26 protein-coding genes and 1 tRNA gene are annotated in these 22864 nt (G+C 67.5%); 16 read left to right on the top strand and 11 right to left on the bottom strand.

Annotation, left to right across the window (positions count from 1 at the left end; genetic code table 11):
- Positions 1-4 precede the first annotated feature (4 nt).
- The 3 genes from RAN53_RS14470 to gloB all read right to left on the bottom strand — a co-directional run bounded on the left by RAN53_RS14470 (position 5) and on the right by gloB (position 4098).
- Complete coding sequence (locus tag RAN53_RS14470) at positions 5-1933, bottom strand: extracellular solute-binding protein (RefSeq protein WP_305797503.1); 1929 nt, start codon at positions 1931-1933, stop codon at positions 5-7.
- A 141-nt stretch (positions 1934-2074) separates the two neighbouring features.
- The gene (locus RAN53_RS14475; RefSeq protein WP_305797504.1) at positions 2075-3256 is read right to left on the bottom strand and encodes a transglycosylase SLT domain-containing protein; all 1182 of its coding nucleotides are present in this window, start codon (positions 3254-3256) and stop codon (positions 2075-2077) included.
- Positions 3257-3330: 74 nt separating this feature from the next.
- On the bottom strand, positions 3331-4098 hold the full coding sequence (gene gloB / locus RAN53_RS14480) for a hydroxyacylglutathione hydrolase (protein ID WP_305797505.1): 768 nt from the start codon (positions 4096-4098) through the stop codon (positions 3331-3333).
- A gap of 68 nt (positions 4099-4166) precedes the next feature.
- Between gloB and RAN53_RS14485 the strand changes: the two genes are divergently transcribed.
- From RAN53_RS14485 to nudC, 3 genes are read left to right on the top strand one after another with little or no spacing between them, the layout of a single operon-like run.
- Positions 4167-4964, top strand: coding sequence for a methyltransferase domain-containing protein (locus RAN53_RS14485; RefSeq protein WP_305797506.1), 798 nt, complete (start codon positions 4167-4169; stop codon positions 4962-4964).
- A 43-nt stretch (positions 4965-5007) separates the two neighbouring features.
- On the top strand, positions 5008-5748 hold the full coding sequence (gene dnaQ, locus RAN53_RS14490) for a DNA polymerase III subunit epsilon (RefSeq protein ID WP_305797507.1): 741 nt from the start codon (positions 5008-5010) through the stop codon (positions 5746-5748).
- Positions 5748-6518, top strand: coding sequence for an NAD(+) diphosphatase (nudC, locus tag RAN53_RS14495; protein WP_305797508.1), 771 nt, complete (start codon positions 5748-5750; stop codon positions 6516-6518). Before dnaQ ends, nudC begins: the two co-directional genes overlap by 1 nt.
- Positions 6519-6533: 15 nt before the next feature.
- Here nudC and RAN53_RS14500 read toward each other — a convergent pair whose 3' ends face one another.
- Positions 6534-6845 carry an SCP2 sterol-binding domain-containing protein gene (locus tag RAN53_RS14500; protein ID WP_305797509.1) on the bottom strand — a complete coding sequence of 104 codons (312 nt, stop codon included), beginning with the start codon at positions 6843-6845 and terminating at the stop codon, positions 6534-6536.
- An 89-nt stretch (positions 6846-6934) separates the two neighbouring features.
- On the opposite strand from RAN53_RS14500, the gene sohB reads away from it, so the two are divergent.
- Entirely contained in the window at positions 6935-7984 is a 1050-nt protein-coding gene (gene sohB, locus RAN53_RS14505) for a protease SohB (protein WP_305797510.1), read from the top strand.
- A gap of 33 nt (positions 7985-8017) precedes the next feature.
- Here the strand turns inward: sohB and RAN53_RS14510 are convergent, their stop codons facing one another.
- Positions 8018-8344 (bottom strand): ArsR/SmtB family transcription factor, encoded by a 327-nt coding sequence (locus RAN53_RS14510; RefSeq protein WP_305797511.1) that lies wholly within the window; start codon positions 8342-8344, stop codon positions 8018-8020.
- Between the two features lie 254 nt (positions 8345-8598).
- On the opposite strand from RAN53_RS14510, the gene RAN53_RS14515 reads away from it, so the two are divergent.
- From RAN53_RS14515 to RAN53_RS14525, 3 genes are all read left to right on the top strand, one after another.
- Positions 8599-10530 (top strand): propionyl-CoA synthetase, encoded by a 1932-nt coding sequence (locus RAN53_RS14515; protein ID WP_305797556.1) that lies wholly within the window; start codon positions 8599-8601, stop codon positions 10528-10530.
- Positions 10531-10763: 233 nt separating this feature from the next.
- Positions 10764-11447 (top strand): 7-cyano-7-deazaguanine/7-aminomethyl-7-deazaguanine transporter, encoded by a 684-nt coding sequence (locus RAN53_RS14520; RefSeq protein ID WP_305797512.1) that lies wholly within the window; start codon positions 10764-10766, stop codon positions 11445-11447.
- Between the two features lie 35 nt (positions 11448-11482).
- Positions 11483-12271 carry an alpha/beta fold hydrolase gene (locus RAN53_RS14525; protein ID WP_305797513.1) on the top strand — a complete coding sequence of 263 codons (789 nt, stop codon included), beginning with the start codon at positions 11483-11485 and terminating at the stop codon, positions 12269-12271.
- Between the two features lie 3 nt (positions 12272-12274).
- On the opposite strand, the gene RAN53_RS14530 is transcribed toward RAN53_RS14525, so the two are convergent.
- Positions 12275-13471 (bottom strand): ABC transporter substrate-binding protein, encoded by a 1197-nt coding sequence (locus tag RAN53_RS14530; RefSeq protein WP_305797514.1) that lies wholly within the window; start codon positions 13469-13471, stop codon positions 12275-12277.
- 144 nt (positions 13472-13615) lie between these two features.
- On the opposite strand from RAN53_RS14530, the gene RAN53_RS14535 reads away from it, so the two are divergent.
- From RAN53_RS14535 to RAN53_RS14575, 9 genes are all read left to right on the top strand, one after another.
- Positions 13616-15322, top strand: coding sequence for a potassium/proton antiporter (locus tag RAN53_RS14535; RefSeq protein ID WP_305797515.1), 1707 nt, complete (start codon positions 13616-13618; stop codon positions 15320-15322).
- Positions 15323-15396: 74 nt separating this feature from the next.
- Positions 15397-15486 (top strand) — tRNA-Ser (locus tag RAN53_RS14540).
- A 154-nt stretch (positions 15487-15640) separates the two neighbouring features.
- The gene (locus RAN53_RS14545) at positions 15641-16096 is read left to right on the top strand and encodes an NUDIX hydrolase (protein ID WP_305797516.1); all 456 of its coding nucleotides are present in this window, start codon (positions 15641-15643) and stop codon (positions 16094-16096) included.
- A 109-nt stretch (positions 16097-16205) separates the two neighbouring features.
- On the top strand, positions 16206-16880 hold the full coding sequence (locus RAN53_RS14550; RefSeq protein WP_305797517.1) for a Bax inhibitor-1/YccA family protein: 675 nt from the start codon (positions 16206-16208) through the stop codon (positions 16878-16880).
- A gap of 72 nt (positions 16881-16952) precedes the next feature.
- Complete coding sequence (tusD, locus tag RAN53_RS14555; RefSeq protein ID WP_305797518.1) at positions 16953-17345, top strand: sulfurtransferase complex subunit TusD; 393 nt, start codon at positions 16953-16955, stop codon at positions 17343-17345.
- Between the two features lie 12 nt (positions 17346-17357).
- Positions 17358-17732, top strand: a complete 375-nt coding sequence (gene tusC, locus RAN53_RS14560; protein WP_305797519.1) for a sulfurtransferase complex subunit TusC — start codon at positions 17358-17360, stop codon at positions 17730-17732.
- Positions 17733-17743: 11 nt separating this feature from the next.
- Positions 17744-18031: a sulfurtransferase complex subunit TusB gene (gene tusB / locus RAN53_RS14565; protein ID WP_305797520.1), complete on the top strand. Its 288-nt coding sequence runs from the start codon at positions 17744-17746 to the stop codon at positions 18029-18031.
- Positions 18031-18384: a TusE/DsrC/DsvC family sulfur relay protein gene (locus RAN53_RS14570; protein ID WP_305797521.1), complete on the top strand. Its 354-nt coding sequence runs from the start codon at positions 18031-18033 to the stop codon at positions 18382-18384. Before tusB ends, RAN53_RS14570 begins: the two co-directional genes overlap by 1 nt.
- Positions 18385-18391: 7 nt before the next feature.
- Positions 18392-18979, top strand: a complete 588-nt coding sequence (locus RAN53_RS14575; protein ID WP_305797522.1) for an ACP phosphodiesterase — start codon at positions 18392-18394, stop codon at positions 18977-18979.
- On the opposite strand, the gene glp is transcribed toward RAN53_RS14575, so the two are convergent.
- From glp to fdh3B, 5 genes are all read right to left on the bottom strand, one after another.
- Entirely contained in the window at positions 18963-20180 is a 1218-nt protein-coding gene (gene glp, locus RAN53_RS14580) for a gephyrin-like molybdotransferase Glp (protein ID WP_305797523.1), read from the bottom strand. The two genes, RAN53_RS14575 and glp, sit on opposite strands and share 17 nt — an antisense overlap.
- Positions 20173-20694, bottom strand: a complete 522-nt coding sequence (gene moaB, locus RAN53_RS14585) for a molybdenum cofactor biosynthesis protein B (RefSeq protein ID WP_305797524.1) — start codon at positions 20692-20694, stop codon at positions 20173-20175. Before moaB ends, glp begins: the two co-directional genes overlap by 8 nt.
- Positions 20691-21014, bottom strand: a complete 324-nt coding sequence (locus RAN53_RS14590; RefSeq protein ID WP_305797525.1) for a DUF1244 domain-containing protein — start codon at positions 21012-21014, stop codon at positions 20691-20693. The genes moaB and RAN53_RS14590 overlap by 4 nt, the downstream gene beginning before the upstream one ends.
- 86 nt (positions 21015-21100) lie before the next feature.
- Positions 21101-22174 (bottom strand): formate dehydrogenase subunit gamma, encoded by a 1074-nt coding sequence (locus RAN53_RS14595; RefSeq protein WP_305797526.1) that lies wholly within the window; start codon positions 22172-22174, stop codon positions 21101-21103.
- Between the two features lie 12 nt (positions 22175-22186).
- On the bottom strand, positions 22187-22840 hold the full coding sequence (fdh3B, locus tag RAN53_RS14600) for a formate dehydrogenase FDH3 subunit beta (protein ID WP_305797527.1): 654 nt from the start codon (positions 22838-22840) through the stop codon (positions 22187-22189).
- Between the last annotated feature and the right edge of the window lie 24 nt (positions 22841-22864).

Here is a 22864-nt window from a genome sequence, read left to right on the forward strand (position 1 = left end):
GTCCCTAGCCTCCCCGCTGACGACGTTCGATGATCGCCGCACGCTCGGGGTCCACCCACCAGGCCTCGAGGTCCATGCCGTATTCGGGAGATGGCTCGGGCCAGCCGAACTTGTCCCATACCGCGATCCGCGTTTCGCCCGAATGGTAGTGGGGAATGACGATGAAGCGATGGCGCAGCACGCGGTCCAGGGCACGGGTGAGGGTGTTGAGCGACTCGCGGCTGTCGGCGCGGATCAGGCGGTCGACCAGGTCGTCCACCACCGGGTCGGCCAGGCCCATCAGGTTGCGGCTCTGGGGAACCTCGGCGTAGTCGCTGGTCCAGAACTCGCGTTGCTCGTTGCCGGGGTTGTTGGATTGCGGGAACTGTCCCACCACCATGTCGAAGTCGAAGCTGCGCAACCGGTTGAGGTACTGGTTGATGTCGACGATGCGGATGGTGCCGCGGATGCCCAGGCGTGCCATGTTGCGCAGCATCGGCTGGACCACCCGCTCCATGCCGGTGTCGTAGAGCAGCACCTCAAGTTCCAGCGGCTCGCCCGTCTCGGCATCTACCAGACCGCCGTCGCGTACCTCGAAGCCCGCCTCGCGCAGCAACTCCAGCGCCAGGCGCAGGCGCTCGCGCAGCGTCTCGGGATGGTCCATGGGCAGCGGCTGGCGGAAGACGTCGTCGGGAAGGGCGTCACGCCAGGGTGCAAGCACCCCCCGTTCGGCATCGATCGGCAGCCCCTCGGCTGCCATCTCGGAGTTCTGGAAGAAACTCTCGGTGCGCCGGTAGGCGTCGTAGAAGATGTTGGCGTTGAGCCAGGGGAAGTCGAAGGTCAGCGCCAGGGCCTCGCGGACCCTCGGGTCCTGGAAGCGCTCCTTGCGCAGGTTGAAGATGAAGGCCTGCATCGGTGCCGGCTGGCCGTCGGGCACGCTGACCTTCTTCACCAGCCCCTCCTCGAAGGCCGGAAAGTCGTAGCCGGTGGCCCAGGTGGCGGCACGGGCATCGACGCGGTAGTCGAGGATGCCCGCCTTGAAGGCCTCCCAGGCGATGTCGCGGTCGCGGTAGTAGTCGTAGATGAGCCGATCGATGTTATGGCGCCCTCGCTTCGGCCCCAGGTCGCGTCCCCAGTAGTCCTCCACCCGCGCATAGACGATGCGCCTGCCCGGGTCGACCTCGGCGATGCGATAGGGACCGGAGCCGGGGTGGGCATCGAGGGTCGGGGAGGTGAAGTCGCGCCCTTCCCAGTAGTGCTTGGGCAGCACCGGCAGCTGGCCGACGATCAGCGGCAGCTCCCGGGAGTGACTGGACGCGAAGTCGAAACGCACGGTGTCCTCGTCCAGCGCGGAGACGCTCTCCACGTCGGCGTAGTAGGCGCCGTAGAAGGGGTTGCCCTGTTCGGTAAGCAGCGTGAAGCTGAACACCACGTCCCTGGCGGTCACCGGCTCGCCGTCGTGGAAGCGTGCCTCGGGGCGCAGGTCGAACTCGATCCACTCCCGTTCCGGGTCCAGCCGGATGCCCTCGGCCAGCAGGCCGTAGAGCGAGAAGGGCTCGTCTGGATTGCCCTCGAGCAGGGTGTCGTAGATGCGCGAGACCCCGGCGGCCGGGGTGCCGCGGATGATGAAGGGGTTGGTGGAGTCGAAGCTGCCGCCCACCGCCGCCTGGGTCAGGGTCCCGCCCTTTGGCGCCTCGGGATCGACGTAGGGGAAGTGCTCGAAGCCTGCGCGGAGCTCGGGCTCTCCGTAGAGCGAGAGGCCATGAACGGTGGGCGCCTCGTCGCCGGCCGGGGTCTGGGCGGCGGCCGGCGGACCGGCCAGGCCCAGCAGGACGACCAACGAGGCGGCGGCGGGCCGAATTAAAAGCGAGGCGGCAGTGGGCCGAAGGAAACGCGAGGCGGCGGCGGGCCGGAAGAGGAACGAGGCGGCGGGCCGGCATGAAGGTATTGGCATTCTGACATCCCGTGTCGACAGTGACGCCGGCCGCTGCCGGCGTCGTACCCACTAGGCTTCGCCAGTCAAGGTGTCAGCCCCGGGCGAGAAAGACAATACCTGCCTCCTGCTCGGCGGGGCCACCCAAGGCCCCGGGGGCGTTCAGCGCGAGGCCAGGCTGCGTGTCGGCAGCTCGAGCGCCTGTCCGGGCTGAATCAGGTTGCCGGCGATGCCGTTGGCCTGGCGCAGCTCGGCGACACTGATGCCCTGGCGGGCGGCGATATCGGCCAGGGTATCGCCGCGACGCACCACGTAGCGCGAGTCCTGAGCCGTGCTCGGGATCGTCGGGGCCTCGAGGCGGGCCAGCATCTCGTCGGCTCGCTCGATGGGCACCAGCAGCACCCGGTCATTGCCGGGGTGGATGGCGCCACCGGTGACTCCCGGGTTGAGCTCGGCGATCGTGCCCTGGGAGACCCCGGCGAGGCGGGCCGCCTCGTCCAGGCCCAGCGGGCGTTCCACGGGGATCTTGGCGAAGGCCGGGGCGTCCTCGATCTCGGGGAGGGCGACCTGGTAGTCGTCAGGCGCATTGATGATGGCGGAGATGGCCTTGAGCTTGGGCACGTAGTTCATGGTTTCCCGCGGCAGGGAGAGGCTCCAGTAGTCGCCGCCCTTGCCCTGGGCGATGGCCCGGCGGCGGGCCTTGTTGACGGTGCCGGCGCCGGCATTGTAGGCCGCCAGGGAGAGCTCGAGATCCCCCTCGTACCACTGGTCTGCCTGGTACTCGATATAGTCGAGGGCCGCATAGGTGGAGGCCACCACGTCGAGGCGCCCGTCGTAGCCGCGCTGTCGGGAGAGGCCTAGGGAGTCGCCGGTGCGCGGCATGAACTGCCACAGGCCGGCGGCGCCGCGATGGGAACGTGCGCTCGGGTCGAAGGAGCTCTCGATGAAGGGAATCAGCGCGATCTCGCCGGGCAGGTCGCGCTCCTCGACCTTCTGGGTGATCCAGGCCAGCCAGGGGCGGGCGCGCTCGGTGATCTCGGCGATGTTGTGCGGCGACTGGCGATAGTGGTCGATCCAGGCCTGCACACGTGGATCGTCCAGGTCGTCCTGCCACTGGAAGCTGTCGCGCAGCCGGCTCCAGGCGTCACTGGGCTCCACATCCAGGGCGTCCCAGAAGTGTTGGGTCATGCCACTGGGCGAGGGCTGGAAGGCCGCCCGGGGTTCGGCGCCGTTGCGCTCGAGGGTCGCGGCCTGACTGTGGACGCCAGCGGTCATCAGGGCACCCAGCAGGGCGGCGCTGCTGGCGAAGGCGAATAGCCGGCGGCGAGTGGTGTGGTAGGTCATTCGGGCGTGTTCCTCCAAGGCGCGCCGAGGCCTTCCGGCAGAACCGGAAGGTGCCTGGCGTCCAGGGATAGCGTTCAGAAGTTGTCCTTCCAGGCGCGCAGGGTGGCGAAGGTCGCCTCGTCGCTGTCGACGTCGCCATGGGCCGAGGCGGCCTGGCGTACGCCGGCATCTGCCGCGCGCAGGAAGGGATTGATGCGTTTCTCGCGGGCCATGGAGGTGGGCAGGGTGGGGCGTTCAAGCTCCCGGGCCCGCCGGCACTCTTCCATGGCCTGAACCACGTCCGGGTTGTGGGGGTCGGCGGCCAACGCAAAGCGCAGGTTGGCCTGGGTGTATTCGTGGGCGGCGAACACCAGGGTGTCGTCGGGCAACGCGGCAAGCTTGGTCAGCGAGGCATGCATCTGCTCCGGCGTACCCTCGAAGAGGCGGCCACAGCCAGCGCTGAACAGGGCATCGCCGCCGAACAGCAGTGGCGGAATTCCGGCGGTAAAATAGGCGATATGATCCAGGGTGTGTCCGGGTACCGCGATCACCTCGAACAGCCGTCCCATGACGCGAACCTCATCCCCCTCGGCCACCGGGGTGTCGATGCCGTCGATGGTGTCGTTGTCGGGGCCGATCACCCGCGGTGAATAGCGCTCGATGAGCTCGGCGAGGCCGCCGGTGTGGTCCCGGTGATGATGGGTGATCAGCACCGTGGAGAGCGCAAGCGACTCGCGCTCGAGCAGCTCGATGACCGGGGCGGCATCGCCCGGGTCCACCACGCACACATCGGGGGTCGTGTCCTGGCGCAGAAGCCAGATATAGTTATCGCTAAAGGCGGGAATCGGTGTCACGCTCAACATGGGCTGAGTGTCCTGAATGGGCATGAACGGTTCGCAAAATCCAGCCAATATGAAGAGCAGGGAGGGACATGTCAACCGAGACCAGCGCCCAGCGCCTCGCCGCGCTGTACCGTGAGGGCCAGGCCTTCTGGTCCACGCCGGCGGGCAAGGCCGTGCGTCACGCCGAGCGGGCCTGCCTGGGGCCGGCCTGCGAGCGGCTCTTCGGCGTGCATAGCCTCGAGCTGGGTTTCGGGGGCCTGCTGGCCGATATGTGCCCGGTGCGGCATGCGCTGCGCTGGGCTCCCACCCGCGAGTTGGCGCAGTTCCCCTCTACCCTGGTCTGCGCCCCCGAGGCGCTGCCGCTCCCCGATGACAGCCTCAGTCTGGTGGTGGTGCATCACCTGCTCGAGATCGCGCCCGACCCCCATCACATGCTGCAGGAGGCGGCGCGGGTGACCGCCGACGAGGGGCGGCTCATCCTCTTCGGCTGGATGCCGTTCTCCGCGGGAGGCATGGGGCGGCTGTCACCGGCGCGGCGGCGGATGCTGCCCTGGCGCGGCCAGTGGCGCGCTCCCGGACGCCTGCGCGACTGGCTGGCGTTTGTCGACTTCGAGATCGAGCGGGTAGACTACTGCGCTTTCCACCTGCCCGGCCGGCTGCCCCGCAACGCGCTGTTCGAGACACTGGGCCGGCGTCATAACCTGCCGCTGGGCGACAGCTACATGATCCAGGCGTGCCGCCGCCCGCAGTTGATCCAGTCCCGTGGAAGCCGTCTGCGCTTTACCGCACCCCTGGGGGGCTCGGCACTCGGCGCCGCCCGCCTGAATGCCGACCCAGAGGCCCCTCGAGAGGGCGCTTGCCACAAGCAGAGGAGGCCAGCGGCTTGAGTGAGCCTGACCTCGGCGATTTACCAGCCTTGAGAGAGAAGTGATGCGTCAGATTGTTCTTGATACCGAGACCACGGGTATCGACCCCAAGGAAGGCCATCGGCTGATCGAGATCGGTGCGGTGGAGATGGTCAACCGCCGGCTGACCGGGCGGAGCTACCATCAGTTCATCAACCCCGAGCGGGAGATCGAGGCCGAGGCGATCGGCGTCCACGGCATCACCAATGAGCGGGTCGCCGACGAGCCGCGCTTCGCCGAGATCGTGGATGACTTCTGGGCCTTCATCGAAGGCGCCGAGCTGGTCATCCATAACGCGCCCTTCGACGTGGGCTTCATCGACCACGAGCTGTCGATGCTCGACGGCGGCCGCGGTGCGTCACGCCTGGGGCCGGTCGCCGAGCACTGCCGCATCCTGGATACCCTGCAGATGGCCCGGGACAAGCACCCCGGCCAGCGCAACAGCCTGGACGCGCTGTGCAAGCGCTACGAGATCGACAACGGCCACCGCGTCCTCCACGGCGCCCTGCTCGACGCCGAGATCCTGGCCGAGGTCTACCTGGCGATGACCGGCGGCCAGACCGCGTTGCTGCTCGATGCCTCCATGGCCGCGGAGGGCGGCCGGAAGACGGGGATCCAGCGACGCCCGGTGGCGCTGGCCGGCGGCCAGCTTCGGGTGTCGACGCCCAGCGACGAGGAACTCGCCGCCCATCGCCAGAAGCTGGCGCGGATCCGTGAGGCGGCAGGCGAATGCCTGTGGGACGGTGTCGAGGGGATCGTGCACTGATGTTGCGTCGTGAGCTGCCCCTGGATGCCCGGCAGGGCCATGTGATTCGCCTGGCCGAGGGGCGTATCGCCCCGGCGCCCGATGGCGGCGTGCTGCAGCCGGTGATGCCTTGGACGGCGCAGATGCAGCCGCTGGGCTACTGGCAGGATGTGCCCCTGGCGCTCTCCCTCGAGACGCATGCCGGCAGTGACTGGCCTGCTGCCCGCGACTGGCTCGTGCGCCTGCCCGAGTCGCGCTTCCCGCTGGTCTCCACGGCCCTCCAGGTCGGTGCCTGGCTACGCGACCACCGTTTCTGCGGGCGTTGCGGGGCACCGGCCGAGCGACTCGACGCCGAGTTCGCGATGCACTGTCACGCCTGCGGGCACCGCAACTATCCGCGCATCTCGCCCTGCATCATCACCCTGGTGACCCATGGCGACGCCCTGCTGCTGGCGCGCAGCCCGCGCTTCCCCCCGGGGCGCTACTCGACCCTGGCCGGCTTCATCGAGCCGGGGGAATCGGCTGAGGAGGCCGTGCGCCGCGAGATCTTCGAGGAGGTGGGGCTTGCCGTGGGGCGGGTTCGCTACTCTCGCAGCCAGGCCTGGCCCTTTCCCCACTCGTTGATGCTGGGCTTCTTCGCGGAGGCGGCGAGCCGCCGCATCCGCATCGACGGCGTGGAGATCGCCGATGCCGCCTGGTTCTCCCCACGCCAGTTGCCTCAGCTGCCGCCGCTCTATTCGATCTCCCGGGCACTCATCGAGACCCATCTGGCCGAGGTGGCGGCCCGCTAGGGTGGCGGCAGGATGTCAGCCGGCGGGGAACAGGCTGGTCAGTTTGGTGGCCAGCATCACGTTGCCGGAGGCCTTCAGCTTGCCGGTCATGAAGGCGGTCATGCCGTTGACGTCCCCGGTCATCAGTCCCTTGAGGGTGGTGGTGCTCATGGACAGGCTGACGGACGGGTCATCATGCTCTCCCTCCGCGACGCTCAGCTCGCCGTTCTGGATGACCAGGTAGTGGCTGTCGGCATCGTCGAAGTGGAACTGGAAGACTTCATCCATGTCGCTGGCGGCCTGCGGGTCGAAACGGGAGATCAGCGTGTCTAGGGTGGACTGGCTCATGGTGGCTCCTGGTGAGGCGGGTTGACGGCGGAAGCGTATTTCAAACGATTGTTTAGATCAAGCGGCCGGAGGCCGCAGGGGAGAGGACGATGGGAGACTGGCTGGCGGATTTCGGACTGTTCCTGGCCCAGCTGCTGAGCCTGGTGATGATCGTCGGGCTCGGGATCGCGGTGGTGGCCAAGCTGCGCGGCGAGGTGGGCAGTGACTCGAGGCTCAAGCTCGAGGAGCTCAATCGGGGCCACGACGACAGGCGGCGGCGATTGCGTCTGGCGGCCAGTGAACCGGGCGGGCGCAAGCGCCTGGTCAAGGCGTTTCGTCGCGAGGACAAGGAGCGTGCCAAGGCTGGCAAGGCGGCGAAGGGTGAGCAGGGACCGCGCCGCCCGACGGTCTGGTTGCTCGACTTCCATGGCGATATCCGGGCCAGCGCTACCGGCCGCTTCGCCGAGGAGATCTCGGCGGTGATCGCGGCCGCCGAGTCGGGGGACGAGGTGGTGGTGCGCCTGGAGTCCGCCGGTGGCCTGGTGCACGCCTATGGGCTCGCCGCCGCCGAACTGGATCGTCTGCGCGAGGCGGGGCTCACCACCACGGTCTGTGTCGACAAGGTGGCCGCCAGCGGCGGCTACCTGATGGCATGCGGGGCGGATAGCGTGCGGGCGGCCCCGCTGGCGGTGCTGGGGTCGATCGGCGTGGTGGCCCAGGTGCCCAATGTGCACCGCCTGCTCAAGCGCCACGACATCGATGTGGAGGTGCTTACCGCCGGGCGCTACAAGCGTACCCTGACGGTGCTCGGCGAGAATACCGAGGAGGGGCGCGAGAAGTTTCTCGACGACCTGGAGACGACCCACGAGCTGTTCAAGCGCCACGTGGCGACGCGTCGTCCCGCGCTGGATATCGAGGCGATCGCCACCGGGGAGATCTGGTACGGCAGCCAGGCCCTCGACAAGGGGCTGGTCGACGCCCTGGGTACCAGCGAGGCCTACCTGGTGGAGCGCATGCGCGAGGCGAAGGTGATACGGGTCAGGCTGGAACCGCCCCGCCGACTCGCCGAGCGCCTGGGGGTGGCGGTATCGGCGGGAGTCGAGCGGGCGCTGCTGCGCGGGGCGGAAGTGCTCGATGCCAGTCGCTGGCAGAAACGCTAGCCCGGGACGACTGACGGTGCCTCGGCCGATGATTCAGGCGTCAGCCAGGCCGAGGCTGACCAGGGTGGCGATGATCGCCCTGGCGCTGTCTCCCTGCAGCGAGTAGTAGATGGTCTGTGAGCTGCGCCGCGTGGTCACCAGCTCCTCGCGGCGCAGGATCGCGAGGTGCTGGGACAGCGCCGACTGGCTCAGGGCCAGGTGTCCATTGAGTTCGGTTACCGACAGCTCGCCTGCGTCGAGCAGGCAGAGGATGTGCAGTCGATTGTCGTTGGCCATGGCCTTGAGCAGGGCAGTGGCGCGATCGATGGCACCGCTTCCCCCTTCGATGAGTCTTTCTGCCTCGCGGCTGGGCGTGTGCATGGCGTGTCCCCGCGCTGCGCGTGAGTGGAGGGGTCGAGTCGGACGCCGTGGTGCGTCGTGACCGTATATTGGGGTTTACTCAAGCATAGTCTAGTCCCTGTCGCGCGTGCGCGTTGAATTCTCGTTCTCTTATGGCAGGTCGCGCCGCTGTTGTTGACAATAAATCTCCAACCCCTGCATCTTTCGTCGAAAATTAGCCTATCGTATGAGGGTGTTCCGCGCTTTGTGCTTTACAGTGTCAACAATCATCCGCACTGGACCGTGACAGGAACGCCATGAGCACCTACGCCAACGAATTCCGCCGTTCGATCGATCACCCCGAGGTCTTCTGGGCCGAACAGGCCCGCCGCATCCCCTGGTTCAAGGAGCCCCAGCGCATCCTCGACTACGATGAGGCCAACCATGCGCGCTGGTACGCTGACGGCGAGCTGAATATCGCCTACGCCGCCCTCGATCATCACGTCGAGGAGGGCCGGGGGGACCAGCCGGCCCTCCTCTGGGACTCCCCGGTGACCGACAGCAAGCGCACCCTGACCTATCGCGAGATGCGCGACCAGGTGGCGAGCTTTGCCGGGGCGCTCAGGGACCTGGGTGTCGAGAAGGGCGACCGGGTGGTGATCTACATGCCCATGGTGCCCGAGGCCCTGGTGGCCATGTATGCCTGTGCCAGGCTGGGTGCCGTGCACTCGGTGGTGTTCGGTGGCTTCGCCCCCCATGAGCTGGCCGTGCGTATCGAGGACGCCGCACCCAAGATCGTGGTGGCGGCCTCCTGCGGCGTCGAGGTCAGCAAGGTCCTGCCCTACAAGCCGATCATCGATGCGGCCATCGAGCAGAGCGCCCACAAGCCCGATGCCTGCGTGATCTTCCAGCGCGACCAGCATCGTGCCGAGTTGGGGGAGCGCGACCATGACTGGTCGGCGCTGGTCGAGAAGGCGACGCCCGCCGATTGCGTGGCGGTGAAGGGCACCGATCCGCTCTATGTGCTCTACACCTCCGGCACCACCGGCAAGCCCAAGGGCGTGGTGCGGGATACCGGCGGCTATGCGGTGGCGCTGGCCTACTCCATGGACGCGATCTACGACGTGGCCCCGGGGGAGGTGTTCTTCTCGGCCTCGGACGTGGGCTGGGTGGTCGGACACTCCTATATCGTCTATGCGCCGCTGCTGCGCGGCGCCACCAGCGTGGTCTACGAGGGCAAGCCGGTGAAGACGCCCGATGCCGGCGCCTTCTGGCGGTTGATCGAGGAGTATCGGGTGAAGAGCTTCTTCACCGCGCCGACCGCCTTCCGCGCCATCAAGAAGGAGGACCCCGACGGCAAGCTGCTGGCCCAGTACGACATCTCCAGCCTCAAGGCGCTGTTCCTGGCCGGTGAGCGCCTGGATCCGCCCACCTTCCACTGGCTCGACGACCTGCTCGACGTGCCGGTGATCGACCACTGGTGGCAGACCGAGACCGGCTGGCCCATCGCCGCCAACCTCCACGGCCTGGAGCCCATGCCCACCAAGGCGGGCAGTGCCACCGTGCCGGTGCCGGGGTTCGACGTGCAGATCCTCGATCGCGAGGGCGAGCAGGTCGCGGCCATGGAGCAGGGCAGTGTGGTGATCAAGCAGCCCATGCCGCCGGGCTGCCTGACCGGGGTGTGGGGGGACCCGCAGCGCTTCCACGCGGCCTATATGGCGGCCTTCCCGGGCTACTACCTGACCGGGGACGGCGGCTACATCGACGAGGATGGCTACCTGTTCATCATGGGGCGCACCGATGATGTCATCAATGTCGCCGGCCACCGCCTCTCCACCGGTGAGATGGAGGAGGTCGTGGGAGCGCATCCCGCGGTGGCGGAGTGCACCGTCATCGGTATCCATGATGCGCTAAAGGGCCAGCTGCCGGTGGGCCTGGTGATTCCCAAGGACGGCTTCCATGGCCGCGAGGTGGAGCTGGAGGAGGAGTTGATCGCCCTGGTACGCGAGAAGATCGGCCCCATCGCCTGCTTCAAGCAGGTGCTGGTGGTGGATCGCCTGCCCAAGACGCGTTCCGGCAAGATCCTGCGCAAGCTGCTGCGCAATATCGCCGACGGCAAGGAGTTCGGCATCCCCTCGACCATCGATGATCCGGCGAGCCTGGAGGAGATTCATGAGGCCATGAAGGCCCGCGAGGTCGGCGCCGCCCACGACGCCCGCCAGGTCTGATAGATCCGTTTCCCGGCGAGAACGGCACGCCGCCCCATGGGGCGGCGTGCCGCGTTTGGTGGGGCGTGCCGCGTTTGGTGGGGCGTGCCGCGTTTGGTGGGGCGTGCCGCGTTTGGTGGGGCGGATGCATGGCCAGCGGGCGAGCCACCCCGTATAATGCGCCCGCGCCGGCTCGATGCCGGCGCCTTCCTGCATGAGGGTTCCCTCACCCCTCCACCCAAAAAGGAACCGAGATGTTCGTGCTGTCTGATTCCCAGTATCGCCGCTGCCTGGCGCTGCTCGTCACCTTCCATATCGTCGTGATTGCCGCCAGCAACTACCTGGTGCAGTTGCCCTTCACGCTGTTCGGCTACCATACGACCTGGGGTGCCTTCAGCTTCCCCTTCATCTTCCTGGCCACCGACCTGACCGTGCGCCTGTTCGGCAAGGGGCCGGCCCGGGCCATCATCATGCGGGTGATGCTGCCGGCGCTGGTGATCTCCTACGTCGTCTCGGTGGTGTTCCCGCGTGGCGGCTTCGCCGGCGTGGAGGCCCTGGGCGAGTGGAACCTGTTCGTTGCCCGCATCGCCGTGGCCAGCTTCATGGCCTACGTGTTGGGGCAGCTGCTCGACGTGCACGTGTTCGACCGCCTGCGCCGTCTGCGCGCCTGGTGGGTGGCGCCGGCGATCTCCACGGTGGCAGGCAATCTGGCCGATACCTTCGCCTTCTTCTCCATCGCCTTCCACAACAGCCCCGACGCCTTCATGGCGGCCAACTGGCTGGAGATCGCCTGGGTCGACTACGTGATCAAGCTGGTCATCAGCCTGCTGTTCTTCCTGCCGCTCTACGGAGTGCTGCTGGCCTGGTTGAGCCGCCGCCTGGTGGCCGTCACCGGCAGCGACGATGTAGCACCCGAGGTGGCACGCGCTCGCTACTGAATCGCCAATCGACACCCCTGGACGAGGACAACCCCATGCCTATCGAGCTAAACACCCTGGATACCGGCGGCGATGGCACGCCGCTGGTGGTGATCCACGGCCTGTTCGGCAGTGCCGACAACTGGCGCTCCCACGTCAAGGCCTGGGAGACCCACCGCCGGGTCGTGGCGGTGGACCTGCGCAACCATGGCCGCTCGCCGCATGTCACCGGCATGGGCTATGCGGAGATGGCCGGGGATGTGCTGGCGCTGCTCGACCGCCTGTCGATCCCGCGCGCCCATGTGCTCGGCCACTCCATGGGCGGCAAGGTGGCGATCTCCCTGGCCCGCCTGGCGCCCGAGCGTGTGGCATCGCTGATCGTCGGCGATATCGCGCCGGTGGCCTATGGCCACGACCACGACAGCGTGTTCGCGGGGCTGCGTCGCGTCGTGGAAGGGCGCCCGGCCAATCGCCGCGAGGCCGATGCGTTGCTCGCCGAGCACGTGAGCGAGAAGGCCGTGCGACTGTTTCTGGCCACCAATCTGGTGCGTGGCGAGGGAGAGGGGATGGGGCTGCGCCTGGGGCTGGACGAGATCCAGGATGACTACGACGCGATCATGGGGGAGCCGGCCGGCAGTGAATCCTTTACCGGGCCGACCCTGGTGTTGCGGGGCCGCGACTCCCACTATGTCGCGGACGAGCACCTGCCGGCGCTGCATGAGGTGCTGCCGGAGGCCCGGCTGGTGACGCTGGACGCGGGGCATTGGCTGCATGCCGAACAGCCCGAGGCGTTCCGTGAGTCCGTCGATGACTTCCTCGCCGCAGTGGAGTCGGACGCCGCCTGACGCTCAGCCGGCGCCGGGCTCCACCGCCAGCCGTTCCAGCGGGCTGATCGATTCGATCAGCCCGTTTTCGTGCAGGTAGGCCTCGACCTGGCGATAGCGCCGGCTGTCCAGCGCCGCCGGTTGGGCGCTCAGGCGCATCAGGGTGGCGCTCCAGGCGTCTCGGTTGGCGGCGGTATCGAGGGTCGGCTCGAGCTCGACCAGGGCCTCCCATGCCGCCTCGGGGTGCTTGATCATCCACAGGGTGGTGTCACGCAGGATGTCGACCAGCTCGATGATGGGCTCCCGGAGGCGCGCCAGGCGGTCGCGGTTTGCCACCAGGATCACCCCGTCGTGGAGCGGAATGCCATGCTCCTCCACGTTGAGCTGGCGGGTCGACACGCCGCGATCGGCCAGCTGGCGAGACAGCGTCAGGCGCAGGGGCGTCACCAGGCCATCCAGGGACTGCTCGGTCATGGCGGTGGCGAGGGCGAAGCCGGTCTCCACCAGGCTGACTTCCCCGGGGGCGATGCCGTGGGGCGCGATCAGGGCGGGAAGCAGGATGTCGCGGCCCTCCTCGGTGGCGTGTCCCAGGGTGAGTCCGGCGAGATCCTCCGGCCCTTCGACATCGGCGGATTCACGGATGACGATACCGGCAAGCGGGGTGTCCGCCAGGGTCGCCACGCGTATCGCCGACTTGCCGCGATCGACCTGCAGGTGCAGCTGCAGCTGATGGGTAAGCGCCAGGTCGATAAGGTTGGCATCGAGGAGGCGAAGCGGGGCGCCCGGGTCTGCCGGCGTCATGATCGACAGCTCCAGCCCTTCACGCTGGGAGTGCCCGTTGCCCGCCGCCAGGATCAGGGCGGCATGATGCGGGCTGGGGTACCAGTCGAGCATGATCGTCAGGGATTCCAGCGGCGGCGGCGCCAACGGCTCGGGTGGCGCATGGGTGACGCTGGGGATCGGCGTGTCGGGCTCGCCGATCGCCGCCTCGTCGTCGATCGGCGGCACCTCGATCTCGGGCAGTCCCGGCGACGCCGTTGCCTGCCCCGGCGTGGCGTCGAGGTCGGGCACCATGACATCGCCATCCAGGGTCAGCGGTGGGGCAGGCGCCTCGAGGCTCTCCTCGGCCCAGGCCGGGACGGCTGTCAGCGCCAGGAGCAGCAGCAGGCCCAGGACGAGGCGCGAGTGGCGCCAGGCAACAGGGGCAGGGGGGTTGGGCATTCACGGGCTCCGCGACGGGTAAGGTGGCGCTTGGCCGGAGCCAAGTGTATCCGCGACGCGGGCCGAGTTGCCAGTTGCCGCCATCGGCGTCGCGCGGTTACGGGCCCCATGCGATAATCAAATGTCAGCCATCGAGAGGATGCCATGGACGTCATCAATACCCTGTTCTTCTTCACCGGGCTGCTGATCGCCTTGAGCGTGCTGGGCAGTCGACTCTCCAGCCTCATCGGGCTTCCCCTGCTGCTGATCTTCCTCGGCCTGGGAATGCTGGCCGGGGAGGAGGGGGTGCTGGGTATCCAGTTCGACAACTACCCGCTGGCGTTCATCATCAGCCATCTCGCCCTGGCGATGATCCTTCTCGACGGCGGGCTTCGCACCCGGTTGAAGACCTTTCGCGTGGGTTTCAGGCCGGCCCTGTCGCTGGCCACCCTGGGGGTCTTCATCACCAGCGGGCTGGTCGGGCTCTTCGCCATGTGGATCTTCGAGCTCACCCTTTTCCAGGGACTTCTGGTCGGCGCCATCGTGGGCTCGACCGACGCCGCGGCGGTATTCTCGATGCTCAGTGGTCGCGGGCTGAACCTCAACGAGCGGGTCGGGGCGACCCTGGAGATCGAGTCCGGGACCAACGACCCCATGGCGATCTTCCTGACCATGGTCCTGGCCGAGATACTGGTCGGCCAGATCGAGGGGCCCATGGAGACCGGCCTGCTGCTCGTCGAGCAGTTCGGCCTGGGCCTGATCATCGGGCTGGGGGCCGGCTGGCTGAGCGCCCGGCTACTGCGCTGGGTGGACCTGGCCCCCGGACTCTACTCCCTGCTCGCCCTGTCGCTGGGCTTCTGCATCTTCGGGCTGACCAGCTTCCTCGGCGGCAGCGGGTTCCTGGCGATCTATCTGGCGGGCCTGATGATCGGCAACCAGAAGGGGCGTCATCTCAACTTCATCCTGCCGGTGCACGACGGCCTGGCCTGGCTGAGCCAGATAGGTCTCTTCCTGATGCTCGGCCTGCTGGTTTCCCCCTCGGACCTGCTGCAGTACGCGCTGCCGGCAACGCTGGTCGGCCTGATGCTGATCTTCGTGGCCCGCCCGATCGCGGTGGTCATCTCGCTGAAGCCGTTCTTCAAGTTCCGCTGGCGAGAGGTCTGCTTCATCTCCTGGGTGGGGCTGCGCGGTGCGGTGCCCATCGTGCTGGCCATGTTCCCGGTCATCAGCGGGGTGGAAGGGTCATCGCTCTACTTCAATGTGGCCTTCGCGGTCGTCCTGCTCTCCCTGCTGGTGCAGGGGGGCACATTGTCGCTGATGGCACGCTGGACGCGTGTGCTGATGCCTACCACGGTGACCCCGAACCATCGTGGTCCCCTGGGGATCCTGCCCGAGAACGACTACGAGATGTTCGTCTACCGCGTCGATAACGAGGACATTGCCGATACCCCCATCCGCCTGCTGCGCTTCCCCTCCGGCGCCCTGATCTCGGCGCTGTTTCGTGAGCACGCCATGCTGCACCCCAAGGGCAGTACCCGGCTGCAACTGGACGATGTGCTCTGCGTGATCGGCCGCAGCGAGGACCTGCCGGCGCTGAATCGGCTGTTCAATGGGGAGGCCAAGCTCAAGCAGGAGCGCGCCTTCTTCGGCACCTTCACCTTCGACGGGGATGCCAGGATGCAGGATATTGCCGATGCCTACGGCCTGACCCTGAGCCCCGGCGAACGTGAGATGAGCCTGAGCGAGTTCGTCTCGTTGCGCGTCGGTGGCCACCCGGTGGTGGGCGACGACGTCGACTGGCATGGCATCCACTGGGTGGTCAGCGAGATGCAGGGCAATCGTGTGACCCGGGTCGGCCTGCGACTCTACTGATGGCGGCTAAGGCCTTGATCGCATTTGGCTCTTGACCGAGACGCGAAAACTGGTAATATTCTCCGCCGTAAGCCGGAGGGATGGCAGAGCGGTTGAATGCACCGGTCTTGAAAACCGGCGTGCCTTAGCGGGCACCCAGGGTTCGAATCCCTGTCCCTCCGCCATTACACCCTGAAAACCAGCCACTTACGGCTGGTTTTCGCGTTTCTGGCCTTCTGTCAGCGCTGCCCGGGGTGGCGCGGCCGAGGCGCTGGCGCCTTGCGGGCAGCGCCGAGAGCTCGCAGAGTAGGCAAACATCCTTGTCGCCGTGAGTCCCGCATGTCGATTCCCGAAGCACCCCGCGCCTTGTCCCGCCCGATTCCCGCGGTCTCCACCGCCCTGCTCTGGGATGACCGCATCCTGATGGTGCGTCGTGCCCATGCGCCCAATGCCGGGCGGCTGGCGCTTCCGGGCGGCAAGGTGGAACCCGGCGAGACGTTGCAGGCCGCCGCCGAACGCGAACTGCTCGAGGAAACGGGGCTGCAAGCTCGTGCCGGAGAGGTCTTCACCGCCATCGATGTGTTCGACCATGAGATCGACGGCAGCCTGCGGGGCCACTATGTGATCATCGTCCTGCGCATGGAGTGGCAGGGCGGCGTGGAGGGCGCCGCCAGCGATGCCACCGAGCTGGTCTGGCTGGATCAGGAGCAACTCGAGGCGGCGGGCAGCGATGTCTGCGCCACGGCGGCGGGTGTTGCCAGGGCCCTGCTGCAGGGGGCACATCTGGGGGCATGACAGCGGAATCAACGTTGAGTGCCGTTCCGCCAGGCTCTTGCGTGCGGAACTTCCAGGCGGCATGCTAGTCCATTGGCAAGATCAATTGACGACAGGGAGCACAGGATCAATGGCCTATCAAGAGTCACAGATGACCCGCCAGGAGACCCAGACCCGGGTGTCCAGCACCAACAAGGTGCTGCGCAATACCTACGGGCTGCTGGCCATGACGCTGCTCTTCTCCGCCGTGACCGCCGGCGCCGCCATGGCGATGGGCGTCGAACGCATGAACATCTTCGTCTTCTTCATCGGTGCCTACGGACTGATGTTCCTGGTCCACAAGACCGCCCACTCCGCGATGGGGCTGCTCACCACCTTCGCCTTCACCGGTTTCATGGGCTTCACTCTCGGCCCGATTCTCAACGCCTACCTGGCGCTGCCCAACGGCGCCGCCCTGGTGATGAATGCCCTGGCCATGACCGGCCTGACCTTCATCGGCCTCTCCGCCGTGGCGCTGGTGACCAAGAAGGACTTCAGCTTCCTCGGCAACTTCATGATGGCGGGCGCCATCGTGCTGGTCCTGGCCATGCTGGCCGGCCTGATCTTCCAGATCCCGGCCCTGATGCTGATGGTTTCCGCCGGCTTCGTGCTGTTCTCCTCCGCGGCGATCCTCTATCAGACCAGCGAGATCGTTCACCGCGCCGGTGAGACCAACTATATCCTGGCCACCATCACCCTCTACGTGTCGATCTATAACCTCTTCATCAGCCTGCTCTCCCTGCTGGGCATCATGAGCAACGACTGACGTCGGGTTCCACAGGCCACGACATGGCTGGCCCCGCCTCGGCGGGGCCAGCCTGTTTTCAGGAGACCTCGGATGCGCTACGCCATCCTGCTGCTCGATGCCCCCTACACCAGCCAGGCGGCCCACTCGGCGCTGCGCTTCACGCGTGCGCTGCTGGCCAAGGGCCATGCCGTCGACGGGGTGTTCTTCTACCATGATGGCGTGCATAACGCGGCCAGGCTGGCCGCGCCGCCCCAGGACGAGCCCCACCTGGTCGATGCCTGGGCCGAGCTGGGCCGCGAGCACGCCGTGCCCCTGCAGGTCTGCATCGCCGCTGCCCTCAGGCGCGGCCTGCTCGACGAGCAGGAGGCCGCCCGACACGGCAAGCAGGGGGCAAGCGTCGAGCCCCCCTTCGAATTGACGGGGCTGGGCCAGCTGGTCGATCTGGGCCTGCGCTGCGATCGACTGATCACCTTCGGCCCCTGAGGAGAACCTGTGATGCAAGACGATACGCGCCAGGGCGACCTGCTGGTGATCCTGCGCCATGCGCCCCACGGGTCGAGCTGGCTGAAGGAAGGGCTGGATGTTGCCCTGGTGGCCGCGGCCTTCGATCGCCGGGTGACGCTGCTGTTCATGGGAGAGGGCATCACGGCGCTGCTCGAGGGTCAGCAGGCGGGGCCGCTGGGACAGAAGGGCACCGCACCGACCCTGGCCATGCTGGAGATGTACGATATCGACAGCCTGCTGGTGGAGGCGAGGGGGATGGACGCGCTGGGCCTGACCGGCGAACAGTTCATGCTGCCGGTCGAGGGCGTGGGCGATGCCGAGATCGCCGAGCTGCTGGCATCCCATGCCCTGGTTCTGAACTTCTGATGAGATACGCCATGTTGTTGCATACCCTGAATCGCTCTCCGCTGTCCGCTGTTCTCGACCAGGCACTGGCGGGAATGGGGCCGGACGACAGGCTGCTGCTGATCGAGGACGGCGTCATCGGCGCCTTGCCGGCGCAGCAGGCGCGTTTCGAGAGCGTGGCCGGGCGCCTCTATGCCCTGCATGAGGATCTGGAGTCCCGCGGACTGCTCTCGCTATGCGCCCCGGCGGTCCGTGTCGTCGATATCGAGGGCTTCGTGGCCCTGACCGAGGAGTGTGAGCGCGCGGTGAGCTGGTACTGATGGCAAGCACAGAAATATACCGTTATCTATCTCTCGATGACCGAAGGATTCCCCTCGATCCCGAAGGATTCCTGGTCGACATGGGCGATTGGTCGGCCGAGGTTGCCGAACGACTGGCCGAGGAGGAGGGCATCGAACTGAGCGAGGAGCATTGGGAGATCATCCGCGTGCTACGCGATTTCTACGCGCGCTTCGAGCAGGCCCCTGCGATGCGCCCCCTGGTCAAGGCGGTGGGACAGGCGCTGGGCCCCGACAAGGGTCGCTCCATGCACCTGATGAAGCTGTTCCCCGGCAGTCCCGCCAAGCTGGGCGCGCGGCTCGCGGGCCTGCCCAAGCCCACCAACTGCCTGTGATCACCCCATGAACTTCCTGGCTCATGCCTGGTTGGCGCACGGCGGGGGCGACGACTTCCTCTACGGCAACCTGATCGCCGACGGGGTGAAGGGAAGCGACCTCGACGACTGGCCCGCCGAGGTCGCAAGGGGCATTCGACACCACCGCCGCGTCGATGCCTTCGTGGACAGCCACACGGTGACGCGAGACATCCTGGCGCGGTCACCGCCCTCGGGTAGACGCTTCGTGGGCATCGCCCTGGACCTGGTGTGGGATCACTTCGTGGCACTGGAGCCTGGGGTCGCGGACCGGGACTCGCCGTTGGTCACGCGCAGCTATCGGCTGCTGGCACGACGCTCGGCGCCATCACGCCTGGCCTCGATGATGCCGCTGCTGGTGGAGCAGGACTGGCTGCGGCGCTATGCCGACTTCGCCTTTACCTGCCGTGCGATCGGCGGCATCGGCCAGCGACTCTCCGGCCCCAACCGCCTTGTAGAGCTGGTGCCCTGGCTTCATGCCGAGTACCCGGCGTTGCGTGATGACTTCCAGCGCCTGTGGCCGGCAGTGCGCGAGGCGCTGGAAGTGGAACCCGACGTGCCTAGGCATCGCTCCTGAGCCACAGGCAGGTCACACGGTCGCCCGGTGACAGCCTGGTCTCAGGCGGGATGACCGCCAGGGCATCGGCCTCGATGCACGAGGAGAGCACCGCTGAATTCTGGTCGGCGAAGGCCTCGGCATGCGCGCCCTGGTCGTCGAAGCGCAGCGTGACGCGCATGTAGTGGGCCCGGGGGCCGGTGCGAGTCGAGAAGCCGCTGCGCGCCGGGATCTCTGGCAGCGAGGCCAGCGACGTGCAGCCCGACATTCGGCCGACCAGCGGCCTCAGGAACAGCCAGGCACCCACGAAGCTCGATACCGGGTTGCCCGGCAGCCCCACGAAGCGTGCCTCACCATCCCCCCCAGGAATCCGGCCCAGGGCCAGCGGCTTGCCCGGGCGGATCGCCAGCCGCCAGAGATCCAGCCGTCCCAGGGCCTCCACTGCCGCCTTGACATGGTCCTCCTCGCCGACGCTGACGCCGCCGGTGGTCACCACGATATCCGCCTGGCTGGCGGCGTCGGCCAGTATCTCCCGGGTGGCGACGGGGTCGTCGGGGATCGACGCCATCATCACCGGCGTGGCACCGAAGCGCTCCAGCAGTCGGCATAGCATCGGCCGGTTGGAGTTGTAGAGCTGGCCCGGGCCCAGGGGCTTGCCGGGGTCGACGATCTCGTCGCCGGTGGAGAGCAGGGCGACCCGCGGCCGTCTCCGCACCTCCACCTCGGTGATGCCCTGGCCGGCGAGATGCCCAAGGGCCGCGGCCTCCAGGCGCCGACCGGCCTCGAGCAGCGTGCTGCCCCGTGCGACGTCCCGCCCGCGGCGACGGATGCTGTCGCCTGCCGCCACATCCGCAGGGATAAGGGCGGTGTCACCCGTCACCTCGACGCGCTCCTGCATCACCACGCAGTCGGCACCCGGCGGTATCTCGCCGCCGGTGAAGATTCGCGCGCAGCTGCCGGGCGCCAGGGGCTGGACGGGGCTGCCGGCGGCGATACGCTGGCGGATGGGCAGGGCCCTTCCCGCGTCGCCATGGTGCAGGGCGTAGCCATCCATGGCGCTGTTGTCGAAGGAGGGCACGTCGAGGCGGGCGGTCACGGTCTCCCCCAGCACCCGACCGGCGGCCTGCTCCATGGGCAGCGTCTCGTTGCCCAACACCGCCACATCCGCCAGCAGCGCTTCCAGCGCCGCGGCGACCGGCTTGAGATCGCCGTCCTTATGCATGCTGGCCACGCTCGGGAATGATCAGGTTCGCGAAGTTGCAGGGCCGGTGCCGGCTGTCGAGCTGCTCGGCGAGGATGCCATCCCAGGCGGTACGGCAGGCACCGGTGGAGCCGGGCAGGCAGAAGAGCACGGTGGCGTTGGCAAGCCCGCCCAGGCAGCGGCTCTGCACCGTGGAGCTGCCGATCTCCTGCCAGCTCAGCTGGCGAAACAGCTCCCCGAAGCCCTCGATCCGCTTGTCCAGCAGTACCGATACCGCCTCCGGCGTGGAGTCGCGTCCGGTGAAGCCGGTGCCGCCGGTGGTGAGTACCACCTGGATCTCGGGGTCGGCGATCCAGGCGGAGACTTCGGCGCGAATCCGGTAGACATCGTCGGGGACGATGCGCTTGTCGGCCAGGCGGTGGCCCGCGGCGGTCAGGCGCTCGACCAGCGCCTGACCGCTGCGGTCGGTCTCCTCGGTGCGGGTGTCGGAGATCGTCAGCACCGCGATGGTGAGGGGGATCATCGGTTCGCTCATGCGTCCTTTCGCTCCTGCTTGGCGGCCTGGCGTGCCGCGAAGGCGGCCTGCTGTTCCGGCGTGGCCTCCTGCTGATACTTCTCCTTCCACTCGGCGTAGGGCATGCCGTAGACATGCTCGCGGGCCTGGTCGTAGTCGAGCTCGGCACCGTGGTCCTCGGCGGCGGTCACCAGCCACTTGGAGAGGCAGTTGCGGCAGAAGTCGGCGAGGATCATCAGGTCGATGTTCTGCACGTCCTTGTGCTCGTCCAGATGACGCAGCAGGCGACGGAAGGCGGCCGCCTCGAGTTCGGTGCGTGTCGTCTCATCCAGGTGTTGCATGGGGATCACTCCATCCGGTGGTAGGCATCCAGCATAACAAAAGACACCGCCCGCAGGCGGTGTCGAAGGTGGTTCGATCCATCATGCTAGGCGGAGCTCTGCGGCGAGGAGCCGCCTGTCTCCTCCTGGCTGTCGGTGGCGAGCTGGTCTTCGGGCACGGCGCTCTCCTTCACCTCCTCATACCATAGGTTGTGGTGCTCCTTGGCCCAGGTCTCGTCGACATAACCAGTGGCCATGCCTTCGAAGGAGCCCTCGGTGCCGAGGGTGCCGATGTAGATATGGCCAAACGCCACCGCGGTGAGGCCCAACGCGCCGATGCCATGCACCAGGTTGGCCCACTGCATGGTGTCACGCGCCTGGCCATAGTTGGGGAAGTCCAGCACGAAGCCGCTGATGATGACCACCACCCCGGCGGTTGCCAGCAGCCAGTACCAGACCTTCTCGCCGGCATTGGCGAAGCCTGCGTCGGGATGCTCCTTGCCGACCAGGCCGCCACCCTTGCGGAACCAGTCGATGTCATGCTTCTTCGGCAGGTTGTGCACCAGCAGCTTGGCCAGCAGGATCAGCAGCAGGATGCCGAAGAGTGGCCCCAGGTAGTTGTGCACCAGCTTGGAGGCCGACACCATGGCGCCCCAGGCGCCGGCGCCGAACAGCGGGTAGAACACATGCTTGCCGTAGAGGAGGGTGAGGCCCGACAGGGCGAGCAGGATGAACAGCGTGGCCACGCTCCAGTGCAGCGAACGCGACACGAGGCTCCAGCGCAGAAGCTTCCGGCCCGTGCGTGGCTCATCCAGCTTCTTGCGCCCGGCAATCAGGTAGAAGAGCACGATCATCACCAGCATGCCGCCGATCACGATCAGGCCGTAGGGTGACACCCAGCGGTTGCGCCATTGGCGCCAGGTCTCGCCGCTGGCATTGACCAGGTTGTAGGTGGAGTCGAAGCGGCTGTCGCGATAGTTGGCATCGACCTCGCCGCTGCGCACCTGCCGCCAGGTGTCGGCATCCACCGCCGGCACCGCGAAGCCTGCCTCGCCCTCGGGATCCGCCTGGGCGTGGACGCCCTGGGAGAGCGCCAGGCCGACTACCAGCACCAGGGCCGGCAGCACCAGGGCCAGCAGCGGCAGTCGCCATAGCGACCGCCAATCAGTGAAGTGGCTCATGAGATCACCTCCTCAGCCCTGGCGGGCGGCGTCGTAAGCGAGAGAGTCCGCCGCCGCGGCGTCGGGCTGACCCGCCCGGGTACGCTCCTGCTCGCGCCGCGGGTTGCCGGACCAGCCACCATCCTTGTGGCCACGCTGGACGACCCGCTGGCGGAAGATATCGGCGATCTCCTGGGCATCGCCGGCCAGCAGCGCCTTGGTGGAGCACATCTCGGCGCACAGCGGCAGCTTGCCCTCCTCGATGCGGTTGGCACCGTACTTCTGGTACTCCTCCTCCTTGGTTTCCGCCGGGCCGCCGGCACAGAAGGTGCACTTGTCCATCTTGCCGCGCTCGCCGAAGGCGTTCTGCTGGGGGAACTGCGGGGCGCCGAAGGGGCACGCATAGAGGCAGTAGCCGCAGCCGATGCACAGGTCCTTGTCATGCAGCACGATGCCGTCGTCGGTCTTGTAGAAGCAGTCGGTGGGGCAGACCGCCATGCAGGGCGCGTCGTCGCAGTGCATGCAGGCCACCGAGATCGAGACCTCCTCGGGCTCGCCGTCGTTGAGGGTCACCACGCGACGGCGCTGGATGCCCCAGTCGGTCTCGTTGGCGTTCTTGCAGGCGGTAACGCAGCCGTTGCACTCGATGCAGCGTTCCGCGTCGCACATGAATTTCATCTGGGCCATGATAGTCTCCTCGTCGCGGGACGG

Source organism: Halomonas sp. SSL-5, assembly GCF_030708455.1.
In the GTDB taxonomy this organism is placed as follows: Bacteria; Pseudomonadota; Gammaproteobacteria; order Pseudomonadales; family Halomonadaceae; genus Halomonas.